The sequence below is a fragment of the Streptomyces sp. NPDC101227 genome (genome assembly GCF_044767545.1).
In the GTDB taxonomy this organism is placed as follows: Bacteria; Actinomycetota; Actinomycetes; order Streptomycetales; family Streptomycetaceae; genus Streptomyces.
Window position 1 is genome coordinate 26,211 of record NZ_JBIWOD010000029.1, and the last position, 17,842, is coordinate 44,052.

The window sequence follows — 17,842 nt, forward strand, 5'->3', positions numbered from 1 at the left end:
GCACGGGATATCGGAGTCGGGCGGGTCGCATGGCGTATGAACTTCCTCCGGAAATCATGAACTTCGTCAACCGGGAGGACGAGCAGACGCGGGCGTTCGCTGCGGTCGAGGAGTGGAACGGGCGGTCGCGGCCCTTGTGTCTCGCGCTGAGCGGGCCCGGAGGTTCGGGGAAGACGGAGCTGGCCTTCCGTATCGCTCGCGCGCTGCGGGACCGCTGCCCGGACGGCGTGCTCTACGTCGACCTCGACGACTTCCGGCGGGACGGAGCGGTGGAGGCCGCCGACGCGCTGGGCCAGATGCTCGGCTCCCTGGGCATCGGGCCGGAGATGCTGGGGCACACGTTCAAGGCCCGTTGCCGGCAGTACTGGACACAGACGGACGGCAAACGGCTGATCGTGATCATCGACAATGCCCGCTACGGAGCCGAGGTCGTCCCGCTGCTCCCGGCGTCCGGTGCCGGCGTGGCGATCATCGCGAGCCACGGGCCGCTGTACGACATCGAGGACGGCGCCACGGTCGACCTGGAGCTGCCCCCGCTGGACGAAGCGGATTCCGCGGAACTGCTGCGGCTCATCGTGCGGGACCCCCGGCTCACCGACGAGCCGGAGGCGGCGCGTGGGCTCGTCCACCTGTGCTCCGGGCTGCCGGCGGCCCTGCACGTCGCCGCCCGCTGGATCCGCAAGCACCGTCGCAGGCCGCTGTCGCGCCTGCTCGCCGAATTGACGAGGGAACTCAACGAGAAGGGCGTACCGGTGGTCGAGCAGGTGTGGGACGCGGCGTATCGCAGCCTCGGCGACCGGGCCGCCCTGCTGTACCGGCTGCTCGCCGAGCACCCGGGACCGTCGTTCACTCCGGAATCCGCAGCGGCGATCCTCGGACTCGGACGGGACGCGGCCGACGAGGCGCTGGAGGAGCTGGAGACCGCCGGCCTGCTCGACACACGTGATGTGCTTGGTACCGAGGATGGCCGGATGCGGCTGCCCGAACTGCTGCGTGCGCACGCCCGTCGCCGGGGTCTGCAGGACGGTGACGAGACGGGGCTCGCCGACGCGCGGCGGCGCATCGTGCTCTGGTTCCTGCGGCAGGCACAGCGGGCCGACGCCCTCGCCGCGGGCCCGAGGCTGGTCCTGGCGGATGCGGTGCCGCCGGTCCCGGGCGCCCCCGACCTTCCGCTCGCGGACCCCGAGGGCGCCGAGCGCCCCGATGAGGCCACGGCGAGAGCGCGGCGCGCGGCACGCTGGCTGCACACCGAGCGGCATGCGCTGTTCGCGTCCGTGCGTCTCGCCCACTCGCTGGGCCTCGACACCGAGACATGGGCGCTGTGCGAACCGCTGTGGACCCACTACCTCGACCACCCGCACCGCACCGACGACATCGAGGCGTTCCGCACGGGCGTCGCCGCCGCGAGCCGCGCCGGCCACCTTCCCGCGTTGGTCCGTATGCGGTGTCAGCTGGCCCGTCCCTTGTGGGAGCAGGGGGAGACGGACGAAGCGGCGGACGAGCTGGAGCGGGCGCTCGCGACGCTGAACACCCTCGGGGACTTTGCGCAGGCGGGAAAACTGACGGCGTCGGCCGTGGAGTTCCGCGGCATGCTGCGCTCGGCGCAAGGCGAGTGGGCCGCCGCCGCGGCGGACTTCCGGCGGTCCCGCGAAGCGCACCGCGCCATCCCCAACCCGTACGGTGTGATGCTCCAGACGTACCGGCTGGGCCAGGCGACGGCCGAACTCGGCGACTTGGAGGCGGCGGCGCTCTTGTTGGAGCAGGCGCACGGAGCGGCCGTCGAGCTGAAGCGCGACCGGCTGACGGCGCGCACCGGTTTCGCCTTGGGCGGAGTGCTGCGCGGACTCGGCCGCACGGAGGAGGCGCGCGCGTGGTACGAGGCGGCGCTGGCCGGCGCGCGAGGCCGGGGCTCCGAGGCCGACGAGGCGCGGATCCTGGATGCCTTCGCCGCGCTGGCGGAGGAGGCGGGGCGCCCGGACGAGGCCGAGGAGCACCGCGCGGCCGCCCACGCCATCCGGGTGCGCAACGGCCTCGGCTAGAAAGGGCGTGCCGCCTCCTCCGGAGCGGCGGGAGAAAGGCGTACGCGGTACGGTCGTCCCCCGATCACGCAGGTCAGGGCGGCCACGCCGTCGTCGGGCGCGGCCAGTCGCGCGTGGACCGCGGAGAGTACGGCTGCGGGGTCGGTGTACACGATCCGGCCGTCTTCCAGGGGCGACTCGATCCGGACGGTCAGCAGCGCACCGTGACGGATCTGTGCCACGCAGTGCCCCGGGGACAGTACGGCCGCCGCGGTGCGGCAGCCCGGATAGCTGTCGAGCGCGTGCGCGATCCAGCCGGCCACGGTCCAGGCGGCGCCGTACGGGCCGGTCGAAGGGCGGGCCTCGCGCCGGTACAGCAACCCGGCGCTCTGCAGGTGCCGTTCACCGGCCGCTCCGTGCTCTGCTGCGAGGTGATGCGCGGGCGGGTCGATGTGGCTGGGGAACCGCTCCACCTGCACCTCGTCGCCGTCGATGCGGACGCGCACGGCGAAGGCGGAGGGCGTACGGGCGGGCGGGGCCGGGGCGGGCAGCGGCCGGGTGGTGAGGGGGGCGGCCGGTGGGGCGAGCCCGAGCAGCCGGTAGAGCTCCCGGCTGAGCCGTTGCAGCGCATTCCCCCGCTCGGCGAACGCGGACGCGGCGGCGGCGCGCCCGGTGCCCGGCTGATATCTGCCGAGCGCCGCTTCCAGGTCGGCGGCATGGTCCAACCTCGGTATACGGGCCAGCAGTTCGGCCATCGGGCTGCCGGGCAGCAGCTCGTCGCGCCCGTCGTAGGCGGCGAGTATCGGGCCGTCCAGCGCCGCCGCGTAGTACAGGGCGGTCGAACCGTGATCGGTGATCACGGCGTCGGCGGCCGCGAGGACCGCGGCCCACTCCTCGTGCGGCCCGGCCAGGATCATTCCGGCGTCGAGCGCGGGCGCGAGGCGTTCGGCCAGGTCGAAGTCGCCGATCCGGCTGCGCTGGTTCGGGTGCACGACGAGCGCGAGTTGGTAGGCGTCCTGCGGGAGCCGGGCGGCGAGGTCGGCGGGCAGCGTCGGACGGAGTCGGAGCAGCGACTCAGGGCCCCAGGTGGACGTGAGGGCGATCAGTTTCCGCGCGCCCGTTCCCAGAGCGGCACGGTAGCTGCCGCGGAGCGGGAGCGAGGCGAGGATGCGTTCCAGGGTCGGATCGCCAACCACGGTGGCGTGTGCGGCGGCCCGGGGGCTGAGGGCCGTCAGCCGGGCGATCTGGCTGGGGTGGGCCAACGCGTGCAGCGTCGCCAGGGCGCCGCCGCCCGGGAGCAGGTACTCCGGGTCCAGCCCTGAAGCCAGGTCCGCCGAACCCTCCCCGGGGACCGTCTTGTTGTAGCCGGCTCCGTGCGGCAGCAGCACCCGGGGGCCGCGCAGGAGCCTGATCTCACCCTTCGGGCTCGCCGCGACGATCAGGTCGTACTGCCCGCGACACGCCTCGTCCCAGGGCACGGTGCGGGCGTGGAGCCGTTCGAGGGCCGCCAGCGCGTCGACCCCGAAGTCGGAACCGGGAACGAGCGTGAAGAGCCTGCTGATGCGCTCATCACCGGCGAATACCGGCAGGACGTCGAGCAGCCGGTGCAGCGCGGTCGCCGAACGCGCGGCGAACAGAACGGCTCGACCCGTCGACCCGTCGACCCGTCGACCCGTCGACCCGTCGACCCGTCGACCCGTCGACCCGTCGACCCGTCGACCGAGCGTCAATCCTAATGATCTGCGGCCCTTCGGACATGCCGTTTCCGCAGATCAGGACGGGTCTGTTCGGCTCTTCGGGTGGCATGTTGCGATGGTACCTCCGGGCCTGTGGGTGATCGGCGACGCCGTTTCCCGACCGCCGCCGTCGAACCTGTGCGCGGCGCTGGTGGCGGTGGGGAAGAATGGCCGCCATGGGTGAGTGGGGGATCGCACTGATCGCGGCGGGCGCGGCACTCGCGGGCAGCTTGGTCACCGGCTGGTACACGCGGAGCGCGGGCACCAGACAGGCGGAGGCGGCGCGGCACGCCGGCGATCGGCAGGCGGACGCCCTGCTCGAAACGGTCCGCCTCACGCTTCAGGAGCAGCGGGCGGTACGAGTGCTGGATCTGCGGCGTCAGACGTACGTGACCTTCCTGGAGGCCGCGGAGGTCGTGATGCTGACGAGCCGCACCGGTATCGGCGTCAGTGGCGACGGCGCCGCCCTCCAACGGGCTTTCGGCGCAGTGGCATTGGAAGGCCCTGTGGAAGTCGCTCGCGCGGCGGGCGAGGTCGTTGACGGTCTGCGGCGTCAACAGTCGCCGGACCACCTCGAGCGCGCCAAGCGGGACTTTGTTTCCGCCGCACAAGCGGCCCTTGACCTGCCTGCCCCCGGGCGCGGGTGACCTGTCCTCTCGACTCCGGCGTCGCCGCGCTCCACGGCGGTCTGACGTACCGCCTCGGCTCGGCGCTCCGGGGCGATGCCCGGCAAGTTCACGGGGTGGCGTTTCGCTGACGCTCGCTCGGACGGCGGAGCCTGCGGGTCCTGAACGGGGGCGCTGAGACGCCGCGGGAGGGAAGTGTGGTCCGCGGTACCGCGGTCTTCCGTCGGTCATGCGTCATCAGTCATGGGCCACGAGGTCATTGGACATCGGTCATCGTCCGTCTGCGACCGGTCGTCTGCGACTGGTCGTCTGTGGCCGGCCGTCCCGGCCCCGTCGTGGCCGCTGCAACCCGTGATCGGTGTCCGGTGTTCTTTGAGGTGACGGCGGGAGGAGGCCGGAAGCACGGGAGGAGTTCGGAGAGTTCGGGGGGCTCTTGGGCGCCGATCGTAGCGACGCCTGTGCCCGCAGCGTTCTCGAGAAGGGCCGGATTCATGGACAACGCAGCTTCTCTGACGGCTATTCAGATCGCTGAGCTCATCCGAAAGCGTGAGCTCTCGGCGACGGAAGCGGTGCAGGCGAGTCTCGATCGCATCGAGCTCCTCAACCCCGCGGTGAACGCCTTCGTGACCGTCTGCCATGACGAGGCGCTCGCCGCAGCGGAGAGGGCAGATCGGGCAGTGGCGTCGGGGGCCGAGCTGGGCCCGCTGCACGGCGTGCCGATCGGCGTCAAGGATCTTGACCCGGTTGCGGGCGTCCGGGTGACACGCGGCTCCAGGCTGTTCGCCGAGGAGGTGGCACAGGACACGATCATGTGCGTGGACCGGCTGGTGAAGGCCGGTGCGATCGTGGTCGGAAAGACCAATACGCCCGAGTTCGGATTCAAGGCCACCACGGACAACGCCCTGTTCGGGCCGACTTCCACGCCCTTCAACCTGGCCATGAACGCGGGCGGGTCCTCCGGCGGCAGCGCCGCGGCGGTCGCCACGGGAATGGTCCCACTCGCGCAGGGGTCCGACGCGGGCGGCTCGCTCCGGGTGCCCGGGGCCTTCTGCGGCGTGTTCACGATGATGACCACCTTCGGCCGGGTGGCCGTGCCGGCCCGGCCCAACGCCTTCCGCAGGCTCAACCCGATGGTCTGCTACGCCCCCTTGGCCCGTACGGTCGAGGATGCGGTCCTCGGCCTCGACCTGATGTCGGGGCCGCATCCGAGGGACCCGTATTCCTTCCCGCTGCACGGGTCGCTCGCCTCGGCCCTGACGCCCTCGCTGGCGGGGTTGCGGGTGGCCTACAGCCCCGACCTCGGCGGCTATCCGGTCGAGTCGGAAGTCGAATCCCTCGTGCGGGCCGCACTGCCGGCGTTCAAGGAGGCCGGCGCCGAGGTCACGGAGGTCGACTTCCGGCTTCCCCTGCCACATGCGGAGCTGACCGCCATGTGGCGCCGCTATCTGTCCCTCTGCCATGCGGAGTCCGCCGAGGTCAGCCGGAGCCAGGGGATCGATCTGCTCGGCGAACAGGGGCGGGTGGTCGACCCCCACTATCTGGCGAGCGTGCGTACCGGCGCCGCACTGAGCGCCGTGGACTTCCGGCTGGGTGACCTGGTGCGCACCAAGGTGCTGGATGTCTTTGAGGACCTCTTCGACGAGTTCGACCTCGTCATCAGCCCGGTGAATTCCGTCGCGGGGATCCCCAACGACGACACCCGCACCACCGTCGGACCGTGCCGGGTCGGGGGTCAGGAGGTCGACCCCTTCGTCGGCTGGTCGCTGACCAGCCCGTTCAACCTGATAGCCAGCCCCGCCGCGACGGTCCCCGTCGGGCGGGCGGCCAATGGCGTGCCGGTCGGCCTGCAGATCGCCGCGCGCCGGCACAACGACGCGGCGGTGGTCCGAGGCGCCGTCGCTCTCCAGAGGCAGTCGCCGTGGCAGGGCCTCTACCAGGAGTTTGAGGGCTCGCTCCGCGAGCGTGGCTGACCCGGCATCCCCGCCGCACCGGTGACCACCAGCCCCACGTCCACCAGCCACCCACCCCACCGGCCCTACCGGCATCGCCAGCCCTACCAGCCCTACTGGCCGCACCCGCTTCACCGACCCGGTCTGCCCCCACAGGGCGAGACGACCCCTTAAGCCTTTAAGGAAAATTCCCTGATGACCCACGGTTCTTCCGCAGCGCCGCAGCCCGAGCCCCTGCCCGCGGCGGCCCGAGCGGCGCTCTTCGACCTTGACGGAACGCTCATCGCCACCGAACACCGCAGCCGTGCCGCCTGGACCCGGCTCTTCGAGGCCCATGGCCTGGTCGTCGACGACGCGTTGCTCGCCACCTTCGTCGGGCGGCGCGGCCAGGAGGCCCTGGGGGATCATGCGCACCGCTTCCCGGGCAGCACGGTCGAGGAGCTCTTCGACGAGGCCGTCGGATATCTCAACGGCGCCGATATGCCGCCCCCTTACGCCGTGCCGGGAGCCGGGGCACTGGTGGAGAGGCTGTACGCCGACGGGGTCCCGATGGCCGTGGTCACCTCCGGGCTGCGGGAGCACGCCGGGGCCCTGCTCGACCTGGTGGGGGGCGCGCATCTCTTCGCCGCAATGATCACCGCCGAGGACGTGAGCCGGGGGAAGCCGCATCCGGAGGGCTATCTGGCGGGTTGCGCGGCGCTGGGGGTCGAGCCGGGGCAGGCGGTGGCCTTCGAGGACGCGCCCGCCGGTGTGGCGGCCGCCCGGGCGGCCGGTCTGGCCTGTGTGGGGATCACGACGACGCACACCGGCGCGGCTCTCCGGGCCGCGGATCTCGTGGTCCCCGATCTCACCGCGGTCGACTGGCCGCCGTTTCCGGTCGACGCGACCGCCTGACGCTCTCTCACAAGGACTGGCCTCACCATGCAACAACAGCCCCCTGGTACGGAAAGCGGGGAAGCCCCCCGTCACGTCATCGCGCCGCGTCCCGGCGCCCGGGACGGCGAGAGCCCGGCGCGGAGATGGCGGCTGCTCGCGGTGCTTCTGGCGGCACAGTTCATGGCCAATGTGGACACCGCGATCGTGAATATCGCCGCGCCGTCGATCCAGAGCGATCTGGGCGCCTCCGGCGGCGAGGCGGGCCTGGTGATTTCCGGCTATGTGGTGGCGTACGCCGTCCTCCTGGTGACCGGCGCCCGGCTCGGTTCCCTGCACGGGCACCGCCGGATCTTCAACATAGGGATGACCGTCTTCACCGGGGCGTCGCTCGCCTGTGCCCTGGCACCGGACTCTCTTGTACTGATCATCGCCAGGGTCGTCCAAGGCGCTGGAGCGGCACTGATGGTTCCCCAGGTGCTCAGCGGCATCCAGCTGCACTTCCCCGGTCGGCAGCGGATCAAGGCCCTGGGCTATTACGCCATCGCGCTGTCCGGCGGTGCCGTGGCGGGGCAGGCGCTGGGCGGTGTGCTCATCGCGGCGGACATCTTCGGTACGGGCTGGCGTCCGATATTCCTGATCAATGTCCCGGTGGGGGTGCTGCTCATAGCGGCGGCGATACGGATGATGCCCAGGGACGAAAGGGCCCGCGAGGCACAGGAACTGGACCTGCGGGGGATGGTGCTCCTGTCCGCGGCGGTCCTGCTCCTGATCGTGCCGCTGCTGCTCGGCACGGATCAGGGGTGGCCGGCCTGGACGTGGGTGTGCCTGGGGCTGAGCCTGCCCGCACTGGCGGGTTTCCGGCTGAGCCAGCGAGCGCTGTCCGTCCGCGGCGGGCGGCCGCTGATAGCCGAGGAGGTGATCCGGCAACGGGCCGTCCGCTGGTGGCTGTGCGCGCACGGCGCGACCACCATGACGTACTTCGCCCTGCTGTTCGTCCTGGCGGTCTACCTCCAGGACGGCCTGGGCCGGGGCCCGGCGTACGCGGGTCTGGCCATGGTCTCCTGGGTGGCGGCCTTCGGCCTCGGCGGTCCGCTGCTGGCCCGGACCCCGGAGCGCAGCAGGGCGGTGATGCCGGCGATCGGCTGTCTGGTCCTGGCCGTCGGGTACGTCGCGATCTGGGTCTGTCTGCTGGCCGGGGGGCGTTCCGGACCGTTGATGTTCGTCCTGCTGGGCCTGGGTGGTCTGGGGCTGGGGATCAGCTCCAACTCCCTCATCAGCGCGATGACGTTCGCGTTGCCGGAGCGCTACGCCGCCGATCTCTCCGGCGTGATCAGCACCAATGCCCAGCTCGCCGGGGCGTTGGGGGTCGCCACGCTGGGAGGCGTCTATCTCTCCTTCGCGGAGCGAGGTTCGGCGCAGCTCTCGGCCGGCGCCCTGGGCATCGTGCTGTGCATCTCCGCGGTGTTGTCGCTGCTCAGCGCGGGGGCGGCCCAATTGGCCCGTCGCCGGTCGGCCGCCGGGGGACTGGCCGCGGTGTCCTGAAGCGGGCGGCAGGGGCGGCACGGGGAGATCGGCGAACGCCGGCCGTCAGGCCGTCGTGGGGTCCGGACCGGTTCGCGGTCCGGACCCTTGGAGCCGGAGGGGGTGGTCCGTCACACTGCCGGGCGAGGCTAGACTTGCTAGGTACAAGCAATATTCTTATCGGACCGACAGGGCTACCGACAGACTTATCGGGGGATCACGACGATGGGCAACGGCACGGTCCGTTCCGGTGACCAGACGGGCCCGCAGGTCACGGCGGCGTCGGGGCTCGCTGAGGCGGCTTCCGGGCTGGGCACGGAGATCGTCCGCTTTTCGCGGCTGATCGCGGCATGGAAGCAGCGCGCCAAGAAGGACGCCGGCGCCGCGGACCGGGTGCTGCTGGCCCGGCTCGTGGTCGGCGGCGACCGCAGGGCCACCGATCTGGCCGCGGACGCGTTCCTGGATCTTTCGACGGTCAGCCGTCAGGTGCGCTCCCTGGTGGAGCGGGGTCTGGTCGCCCGGCGTCCGGATCCGGAGGACCGCCGCGGGACGCTGCTGACCGCAACCGATGCGGGGCGCGTCGCCTTCGCGCACTACCGGCGTCAGCGCGACGCGGAACTGGCCGCGCTTCTGGAGCCGTGGCCGCCGCAGGACCGGGCAGATCTGATCCGGCTGCTGGGCCGGCTCAACGAGGACTTGGCAGAACAACACGCACGGCAGCTCCCAGGGGGAGACCAGGGCGCCACCGTGGAGCAGGGAGACACACACGAATGAGCACATCCACCTCGCCACCCGTGGCGGAACCCTCGGCGATATCCGACTCGGGGGGACTGAGCCACCGGCAGATCCTCACCATCCTCAGCGGTCTGATGCTGGGGATGTTCCTTGCCGCGCTCGACCAGACCATCGTCAGCACGTCGATCCGCACCATCGCCGACGATCTGCACGGCCTCAGCCAGCAGGCATGGGCCACCACCGCCTACCTGATCACCTCGACGATCGCCACGCCGCTCTACGGCAAGCTGTCCGACCTGCACGGCCGCAAGCCGTACTACCTGGCCGCGATCACCATCTTCGTCGCGGGCTCGGTGCTGTGCACGTTCTCCACGTCGATGACCGAACTGGCCTCGTTCCGCGCGGTCCAGGGCCTGGGCGCCGGCGGTCTGATGTCGCTGGCGCTGGCGATCATCGGTGACATCGTCCCGCCGCGGGAACGCGCCCGCTACCAGGGCTACATGCTCGGTACGTTCGCGATCTCCAGCGTGGCCGGCCCGCTGATCGGCGGCGCCCTCGCCGGTCAGGACCAGCTGCTGGGCATCACGGGCTGGCGCTGGGTCTTCCTGGTCAACGTGCCGGTCGGCATCATCGCGCTGTTCGTCGTCGCCAAGGTGCTCAACATCCCCCACACCCGGCGCGACCACCGCATCGACTGGTGGGGCGCGCTCACCATCGCCATCGGCGTCGTACCGCTGCTGCTCGTCGCGGAGCAGGGGCGCGAGTGGGGCTGGGGCTCGACCAACTCGATCGTCTGCTACGCCGTCGGCACCGTCGGCATCATCGCCTGGATCTTCGTCGAGCGGTGGATCGGCGATGACGCGCTGATCCCGATGCGGCTGTTCCGCAACGGCACCTTCAGCATGACCAGCCTGCTGTCCGTGCTGATCGGCATGGGGATGTTCGGCGGGATGCTGATGATCCCGCAGTACCTCCAGATCGTGAAGGGCGCCAGCCCCACCAAGTCGGGCCTGGAAATGCTGCCGTTGATGGCGGGCATGCTGATCGCCTCCATCGCGTCCGGCCAGATCACCGCCAAGACCGGCCGCTACAAGATCTTCCCGATCGTCGGCACGGTGCTGATGGTCGCGGCGATGCTGCTCTTCCACTTCCGGGTCCAGTGGGACACGCCGCTGTGGGAATCCATGATCTACATGCTCGTCTTCGGCCTCGGCCTGGGCGGCTGCATGCAGACCCTCGTACTGGCCGTGCAGAACGCCGTGCCGGCGAGGGACATGGGCGTGGCGACCGCCTCGTCCACGTTCTTCCGGCAGATGGGCGCCACCGTCGGTACCGCGGTCTTCCTGTCGGTGCTCTTCAGCACGGTCGGCGACAAGATCTCCTCGGCGTTCAAGGACGCCATGCACACCGACCGCTTCCAGGCGGCCCTGCACGACCCGTCGGTGCTGCACGACCCGGCCAACAAGCCGGTGCTGAACATGCTCAAGGGCTCCGGCGGCGGCAACTCCTCCGGGGTGCTCAGCGACTCGTCGTTCATCCAGCACCTCGACCCGCGGCTGGCCGAGCCGTTCAAGCGCGGCTTCGCCGACTCGATGCACACCGTCTTCCTGATGGGCGCCATCGTCGTCGCGCTGGCCTTCTTGCTGGTGCTGTTCATCAAGGAGGTGCCGCTGCGGCAGATCTCCGGCCTCCAGGCGCGGGCGCAGGCGGAGGCGGAGGCGAACGGCCAGGCGCCGGGCGCCGGCAGCACGGACGTGCCGGCGGCCGATGCCGCGATCGACGACACCGTCGCTCAGGCTGCTCCCCCCGAGCCGGTCCCCGTGGCCGCCGTGGGGGAGACGCCGGCCGGTCCCGTCATCCAGGGATCCGTACGCGACGGCAACGGCAGCCCGGTGGCGCAGGCCGTGGTCACCCTCATCGACGTCGGCGGGCGGCAGCTCGGCCGCGCCTCGACGTCGGTGGACGGCGGCTATGAGCTGCCCGTCCCCGGACCCGGCACCTATGTGCTGATCGGCTCCGCCGGATCCCGGCAGCCGCAGGCGGCGACCGTCGTCGTCGGGAACGAGCCGGTGCGGTTCGAGCTGACCCTGAGCGGTTCGGCGGGGCTCTCCGGCGAGGTCCGGGAGGGGAAGGGCGACGAGCCGGTGCCCGGCGCGCTGGTCGTGGCCACCGATGTGCGGGGCGAGGTCGTGGCCTCGGGCCTGGCCGGCCAGGACGGCGGCTTCGCCTTCGGTGAACTGGTCCCGGGCAGCTACACGCTGGCCGTCAGTGCCGACAGCCACCGCCCCTCGGCCCTCCAGGTCGAGGTCGTCTCCGGCACCCGTAACTGGTACGAGATCCGGCTGACGCACGGCGCGCGGGTACGCGGCGTGGTGCGTGCGGCGAACGGCAACCCGGTCGAGGACGCCCGGGTGACGCTGCTCGACCCGGCGGGCAACGTCGTGGGCACCGCGACCACCGGCCGCGACGGCGAGTATGTCTTCACCGACCTCGACGGCGGCGAGTTCACCGTGATCGCCTCCGGCTATCCGCCGGCCGCCCGGCCGCTGCGCCTGGAGGGCACCGGACGCAGCGAGTTCGACATCGAGCTGGGGCACGACCCGGTGATCTGACGGCTCAGCCGAGCAGATGACACGAGCGCCCGGCCGGGGTTTCCCGGCCGGGCGCTCCGTGCGTGAAGGGCCGGTTCGGTTCAGCTTGTGACGGTCTTCGTCTGCCGGTCTGCGTCCGGGACATCCGCCGGGGCAGCCTCGTCCGCCGCCCCGTCCGTCGGCCTGGCGGCCATCAGGCAGACCGCGCTGACCAGGGCCATGGCGGCGAAGGCGAGGGCCACCGGGGTCCAGGAATCGCCGAACGACGTGAACAGCCAGCTGGTGGCGGCCGGGGCCAGGGTGCCCAGCAGCCCGGCGGTCTGGAAGCTCATCGAGAGGCCCGTGTAGCGGGTGCGGGGGGTGAACCAGCCGGAGACAAGGGTGCCGATCGCGGCGTAGGCGATGGTGCTGGCCAGCATCGGCAGGCACATGGCGAGCCAGAGCCCGGCCACCGAGCGGGATTCGGCGAGCCAGAACATCGGGAACGCGACGACGAGGTGGAGGAGGATTCCGGTGAGGGTCACCTTGCGCAGGCCGAAGCGGTCGGCGGCGAGCGCGGCCAGTGGGGTGCAGACGATCACCACGATCGACGCCGCGGTGCCCGCGCCGGCCGCCTGGGAGTCGCTGAAGCCGAGATCGGACACCGCGTAGGTCGACATGAAGGTGACGACGATGTAGTAGCCGCCGACGGTGATCAGGAACGCGCCGGAGGCCAGCAGCCAGGTCCGCCAGGCATCGCGTACCACCGCCACGACCGGGGTCTCCCGCTTCTCGGTGGCGGCGCCGGACTCCCGGGCGGCCTCGAATTCCGGGGATTCCTCCATCGTCGACCGGATCAGCAGGCCGACCAGCACGAGCGCGGCCGACAGGAGGAAGGGGATGCGCCAGGCCCAGCCGACGAGGGCGTCGTGCCCGAGGAGGGCGATCGCGGCGAACGCGCCGGTCGAAAGGAAGTAGCCGACACCGTCGCCGACCTGCGGGAACGAGCCGAAGAACGCCTTGCGCCGGGGCGGGGCGTGTTCGACGGCGAAGAGCACCGCGCCACCCCATTCGCCGCCGATGGCGAGCGACTGTGCCATCCGGATCAGTACGAGCAGTACGGGGGCGACGACGCCGATGGTGCCGTAGCCGGGCAGCAGGCCGATGCAGACGGTGCCGCCGCCCATCAGGACCAGCGACCAGATCAGCGCCTTCTTACGCCCGTAACGGTCGCCGATGTGGCCGAAGACGATGGCGCCGAGGGGGCGGCCGAGGGCGCCGACGAACAGCGTGGCGAAGGACATCAGGGTGCCCAGGGCCCGGTTGAGTTCGGGGAAGAACAGCTCGGGGAAGACCAGGGCGGCGGCGGTTGCGTAGATCCCGAAGTCGTACCACTCGACGCTGGTGCCGATCAGCGAGGCGGTGGCGATCTTCCAGGGGCCTGACCGCTTCGCGGTGCCGGTGCCGGTGCCGGGTGGGGCACCTGCGGTTGTGCTCATGTTGACGCTCCTCATGGCGGAACCCAAGGAAGTCGGCGGGGGCAGATTCAATGGGCTTGCTTGGGATCCAAAAATGTTGAGGTGACGCTAAGAGCAGGCGATCCCGGTGTCAATAGGTTCCGGCGCAAGTCCAATAACATGGAGTGCGTTGTAGGCGTGCCATGTTCCGAGGGGGAGCGGCTGTGAACGGTGAGGGTTCCGAGGAGCTGACGAACGGCACGGCGCAGACGTCGTCGCGCGCCGTGGTGGCCGAGGCGCTGCGGCAGCGCATCGCGCTGGGCGGGTTCGGGCCCGGCGACCGGCTGCCGCCGGAGCGGGAGCTGGCCGCCGCCTTCGGCGTGGGCCGCAACACCGTCCGCCAGGCGCTGCGCGAGCTCGCCGAAGAAGGCCTGGTCACCACCACCCTCGGGCGCTCGGGCGGCACCCGGGTGGCGCCGGCCCGGCCCGGCGGGGACAGCGCGCGGGTGGCGGTCACCGCCGGCATCCGGGCCGCGCTGCGCGACTACATGGAATACCGGCAGGCGATCGAGCCGTACGCGGCCCGGCTGGCCGCCGAGCGGGGCGCGGGCGCGGTGCGCCGCGAGCTGGTGGCGATGCTCGACACCAAGGTCGAGGACCTGGGCGCGTATCACCGCATCGACACCCGCTTCCACCTCGGGATCGCCGCGGCGGGCGGCAACGAGGTGCTTTCCGAGGCGGTGACCCGGGCGCGGGCCGAGATGTTCGTGGCGGGCAACGCCCTGTGGCTGGGTTCGGACTGGAGCCGGGTCTATCCGACCGCGGGGGACTTCGGGCTGGCCTTCCGCGAGGAGCACGAGGCCATCGCCTTCGCGGTACTGGCGGGGGACGGTGTCGCCGCGGAGGCCCGGATGCGCGACCATCTGCGGGAATCGCACCGGCAGTTCCTGACGGTCCTCGACCAGTTCGCCGCGCAGGAGTAGCCGGCGCCCGGCCGGGAAGCCCGCGGGCCACCGCGCCCCGGGCCCCCGCCCCCGCCGTACCCGTCCTCGATTGACGCATCGCGTCGCGGACGCTTACGCTCCGAGAAATGGATCCAGACGGGATCCAAATAATCGGACCCACAGCGCCATCAGGAGACACGCCCGTGCACGCTTACGACGAGGACCTCACCCAGCAGGTCATGCAGCACCTCCTGCACCGGCTCCGGCTCGATGCCCCGCCGCTGGGCCGCCTCGGCGACGCCGGCGAGCTCTCCGTAGCGCTCAAGGAAGCGATAGGTTCCGGGCCGCGCCCGCCCGCCGACGTGCTGCGCACCTACGCCGAGGATCTGGAGCCCACCGTCGTCTCCTGCGACCACCCGGCGTTCCTGGCCTTCATCCCGGGCGCCCCCACCAAGGCCGCGGCCCTGTTCGACATGGTGCTCTCGGCTTCCTCCCTGCACGGCGTCTCCTGGCTGGAGGCCTCCGGCGCGGTGGCCGCGGAGAACCAGGTGCTGCGGCTGTTCGCCGACCTCGCCGGGATGCCGGCCGGCGCGGGCGGCTGCTTCGTCAGCGGCGGCTCGGCCGGCAACCTCTCCGCCCTCGTCGTGGCCCGCGACACCGGACGGCGCCGGCTCGGCCTCGACGACCGCGCCCCGGTGCGGATCGCGGTCAGCGACCAGGTCCATTCCTCCGTCGGCAACACCCTGCGCATCCTCGGCGTCGAGGCGCTCGTCGTCCCGACCGAGGACCACCGGCTCACCGGGGACGCCCTGCGGGCCGCCCTGGACGCGGCCGAACGGGACGGCGGCGCCCCCGTCGTCGCGGCCGTCGCCACCGCCGGTACCACCAACGCCGGCATCATCGACGACCTGGCGGGCGTCGCCGACCAGACCCGCGCCCGCAACCTCTGGCTGCACATCGACGCGGCCTACGGCGGCGCCGCCCTCTTCGTCCCCGGACTGCGCGACCGGCTGCGCGGCATCGAGCACGCCGACTCGCTGGTCGTCGACCCGCACAAGTGGATGTTCGCGCCCTTCGACTGCGGCGCCCTGCTCTACCGCGAACCGCACCTGGCGCGGGCCGTCCACACCCAGGACGCCTCCTACCTCGACGCCATCCACGGCGCCGACGGGGCGGGCCCCGACGAGTGGAACCCGAGCGACTACGCGTATCACCTCACCCGCCGCCCCCGTGGCCTGCCGCTGTGGTTCTCGCTGGCCGTCCACGGCACCGACGCCTACCGCGACGCCGTCGCCCACGGCGCGGACATCGCCCGCTGGACCGCCCGCGAAGTGGAGCGCACCGACGGCCTGGAGCTGCTGCGCGAGCCCGAACTGACCATCGTCCTCATCCGGCGCGCCGGCTGGCGGCCCGAGGACTACTACGCCTGGTCCAAGCGACTGCTGGCCTCCGGCGCCGCCTTCATCACCCCGAGCGTCTGGGAGGGCGAGACCGTCGCCCGCCTCGCCTTCCTGCATCCCGGCATCACCCGGGAGACCGTACGCGGCATCCTCGACTCCCTCGTCGCCGAGGACTGAGCCGCCCGCCGCCCGCCCCGCACCGGCCCGGACGCCCCCGCAGCCGGCCGGATGCGGTCACCGCGGATCGCGCGTGCTCCTCCCGCGCGATCCGCCCCCGCCAACGGGCCCGTCCCACCGTGGCGCCGAGTCGGGTCCGCTGTTCACCCCCAGAAAATAGTAGCCATGGACATAGTAGCCATGTAATCTATCTGCCATGAGCAACGGTGCACCGGGCCCCACGCCCGGCTTCCTGGTATGGCGACTCGCCAACAAGTGGCGCGTCGCGGTCGATCGCGCGGTGGCTCCGCTGGGCCTCACCCACGCGCAGTACTCGCTGGTCGCGTCGCTGTACGGCATGCAGCGCGCCGGCGAGCGGCCCAGTCAGCGTCAACTCGCCGACCACACCGGCCTGGAGGCGCTGTACGTCTCGAAGCTGGCGCGCGCCCTGGAGTCGGCCGGTCTGATCGAGCGCACCCGCGATCCCCGTGACCCCCGCGCCGTACAGCTCGCCCTCACCGAGCAGGGCCAGGCCGTCACGCGGCAGGCCGTCGCGGTGGTCCAGGAACTGCTGCAGAGGCTGCTGGAGCCGCTCGGCGGCCTGGACGCCGCGCGGACGCGCGCGTTCACCGCCGAGCTGACCACCCTGCTCGACGTACCTCTTGATCCATCCTCTTGATCCATCCGTACCGAACGACGAGAGCACTCAGGAGACCACCCGATGACCACCACCGCACCCGTCGCCGACTCCCGCGCCCTCGGCCTGGCCCACTACGCCGCCCGCGGCGTCCTGGACCGCGTCCTGGCCCGGCACGGCAGCACGTTCCCGCAGCAGGTCGCCCTGCGCGCCGCCGTCACCGCCGACGCACCGCAGACGCCGGACGATCTCGTCAGCCAGGTCCAGGGCTCCCTCAAGGCCGATCCGGCCGACATCCGCGTCACCCTCGACGAGCTGCTGGCCGGGCAGCTGCTGGTCGCGGACGGCGCGCACCTTCGCCCCACGGACGCGGGGCGCGAGCTGCTCGCCGCCATCGGCGCGGAGACCGCCCCCATCAGCGCCCGCATCTGGGGCGGGATACCCGCCGGGGACCTGGCCGCCGCCGGCCGCGTCCTCGCCCTGGTCGCCGAGCGCGCCAACGCGGAGCTCGCGGCGCTGACCGCCTGACGGGGCCGCGCCTCAGCCCGCGGCCTCGGCGCCTTCCCCGGTGCCGAGGCCGAGTTCGCGGGTCAGCGCTTCGTCCACCCACCGCTGCATGGTCCGCCGCGGCAGCCCGCCCTCGTAGGTGATGGTCTGTACGGCGAAGCCGTCGAGCAGTGCGGTCAGCCGCCAGGCCGCGCCTTTGGGGTCCGCGCAGCCGAACTCGCCGGCCGCCGCGCCCTGCGCGATGACCTCGGCGAGCGCCGCCTTCCACTGCCGGTCCAGATCCTGTGCCACCTCGCGCAGCGCGGGCTCCCGCAGCGACGCGGCCCAGCCCTCGATCCACAGCTTCCAGCCCTTGGCCTGGCCGGTGGGGGAGTACCAGCGCAGCGCGGCGCGCAGTCGGCGCAGGGCGCTGCCCCGCCGGTCCAGCAGTGACCGCAGATGGGTCAGATCGGCCTCCGCCGCGTACTGGAAGGCCGCCGCGACCAGCTTCTCCTTGGTCGCGAAGTGATAGAGCACCAGGGCGTTGCTCACCTGGAGTTCGGCGGCGACATCGGCCACCCGCAGCGCCGCGACCCCGCGCCGCTCGATCTGCCCGACCGCCGCGCGCAGCAGTTCCTCGCGCCGCTCCGCCACGCTCAACCGTACTCTCGCCACGCCGTCACCCTACTCAGTGCCTCGGGCGCCGTCGCCGCCGTCGGTCGCGAAGTCCG

Annotated in this window: 14 protein-coding genes; 11 read left to right on the forward strand and 3 right to left on the reverse strand. The window is 71.9% G+C overall.

What is annotated here, in order from left to right; translation table 11 throughout:
• Positions 1–56 precede the first annotated feature (56 nt).
• Entirely contained in the window at positions 57–2,039 is a 1,983-nt protein-coding gene (locus tag ACIRPT_RS38805) for a tetratricopeptide repeat protein (RefSeq protein ID WP_403836288.1), read from the forward strand.
• Here ACIRPT_RS38805 and ACIRPT_RS38810 read toward each other — a convergent pair.
• Positions 2,036–3,628 (reverse strand): translation initiation factor 2, encoded by a 1,593-nt coding sequence (locus ACIRPT_RS38810; protein WP_403836360.1) that lies wholly within the window; start codon positions 3,626–3,628, stop codon positions 2,036–2,038. The genes ACIRPT_RS38805 and ACIRPT_RS38810 overlap by 4 nt on opposite strands.
• A 302-nt stretch (positions 3,629–3,930) precedes the next feature.
• Here ACIRPT_RS38810 and ACIRPT_RS38815 point away from each other — a divergent pair, with 302 nt between their 5' ends.
• The 6 genes from ACIRPT_RS38815 to ACIRPT_RS38840 all read left to right on the forward strand — a co-directional run bounded on the left by ACIRPT_RS38815 (position 3,931) and on the right by ACIRPT_RS38840 (position 12,073).
• Complete coding sequence (locus ACIRPT_RS38815; protein WP_403836290.1) at positions 3,931–4,401, forward strand: hypothetical protein; 471 nt, start codon at positions 3,931–3,933, stop codon at positions 4,399–4,401.
• A 470-nt stretch (positions 4,402–4,871) separates the two neighbouring features.
• Complete coding sequence (locus tag ACIRPT_RS38820; RefSeq protein ID WP_403836292.1) at positions 4,872–6,350, forward strand: amidase; 1,479 nt, start codon at positions 4,872–4,874, stop codon at positions 6,348–6,350.
• Positions 6,351–6,524: 174 nt separating this feature from the next.
• Complete coding sequence (locus ACIRPT_RS38825; RefSeq protein ID WP_403836294.1) at positions 6,525–7,223, forward strand: HAD family hydrolase; 699 nt, start codon at positions 6,525–6,527, stop codon at positions 7,221–7,223.
• 27 nt (positions 7,224–7,250) lie between these two features.
• Positions 7,251–8,747 carry an MFS transporter gene (locus ACIRPT_RS38830; RefSeq protein WP_403836296.1) on the forward strand — a complete coding sequence of 499 codons (1,497 nt, stop codon included), beginning with the start codon at positions 7,251–7,253 and terminating at the stop codon, positions 8,745–8,747.
• A gap of 204 nt (positions 8,748–8,951) precedes the next feature.
• Positions 8,952–9,500, forward strand: a complete 549-nt coding sequence (locus ACIRPT_RS38835; RefSeq protein ID WP_403836298.1) for a MarR family winged helix-turn-helix transcriptional regulator — start codon at positions 8,952–8,954, stop codon at positions 9,498–9,500.
• The gene (locus ACIRPT_RS38840) at positions 9,497–12,073 is read left to right on the forward strand and encodes an MFS transporter (RefSeq protein ID WP_403836300.1); all 2,577 of its coding nucleotides are present in this window, start codon (positions 9,497–9,499) and stop codon (positions 12,071–12,073) included. The genes ACIRPT_RS38835 and ACIRPT_RS38840 overlap by 4 nt, the downstream gene beginning before the upstream one ends.
• Before the next feature lie 80 nt (positions 12,074–12,153).
• Here the strand turns inward: ACIRPT_RS38840 and ACIRPT_RS38845 are convergent, their stop codons facing one another.
• On the reverse strand, positions 12,154–13,530 hold the full coding sequence (locus ACIRPT_RS38845; RefSeq protein WP_403836302.1) for an MFS transporter: 1,377 nt from the start codon (positions 13,528–13,530) through the stop codon (positions 12,154–12,156).
• A gap of 182 nt (positions 13,531–13,712) precedes the next feature.
• On the opposite strand from ACIRPT_RS38845, the gene ACIRPT_RS38850 reads away from it, so the two are divergent.
• The 4 genes from ACIRPT_RS38850 (at position 13,713) to ACIRPT_RS38865 (ending at position 17,153) form a co-directional block, all read left to right on the forward strand.
• Positions 13,713–14,471, forward strand: coding sequence for a FadR/GntR family transcriptional regulator (locus ACIRPT_RS38850; RefSeq protein ID WP_403836304.1), 759 nt, complete (start codon positions 13,713–13,715; stop codon positions 14,469–14,471).
• A gap of 164 nt (positions 14,472–14,635) precedes the next feature.
• On the forward strand, positions 14,636–16,009 hold the full coding sequence (locus ACIRPT_RS38855) for a pyridoxal phosphate-dependent decarboxylase family protein (RefSeq protein ID WP_403836306.1): 1,374 nt from the start codon (positions 14,636–14,638) through the stop codon (positions 16,007–16,009).
• A 196-nt stretch (positions 16,010–16,205) separates the two neighbouring features.
• Positions 16,206–16,667 carry a MarR family winged helix-turn-helix transcriptional regulator gene (locus ACIRPT_RS38860; RefSeq protein ID WP_403836308.1) on the forward strand — a complete coding sequence of 154 codons (462 nt, stop codon included), beginning with the start codon at positions 16,206–16,208 and terminating at the stop codon, positions 16,665–16,667.
• Positions 16,668–16,709: 42 nt separating this feature from the next.
• Entirely contained in the window at positions 16,710–17,153 is a 444-nt protein-coding gene (locus ACIRPT_RS38865) for a MarR family transcriptional regulator (RefSeq protein WP_403836310.1), read from the forward strand.
• Between the two features lie 12 nt (positions 17,154–17,165).
• Here ACIRPT_RS38865 and ACIRPT_RS38870 read toward each other — a convergent pair whose 3' ends face one another.
• A complete protein-coding gene (locus ACIRPT_RS38870; protein ID WP_403836312.1) occupies positions 17,166–17,786 on the reverse strand; it encodes a TetR/AcrR family transcriptional regulator in 621 nt (206 codons plus the stop codon).
• Positions 17,787–17,842 lie beyond the last annotated feature (56 nt).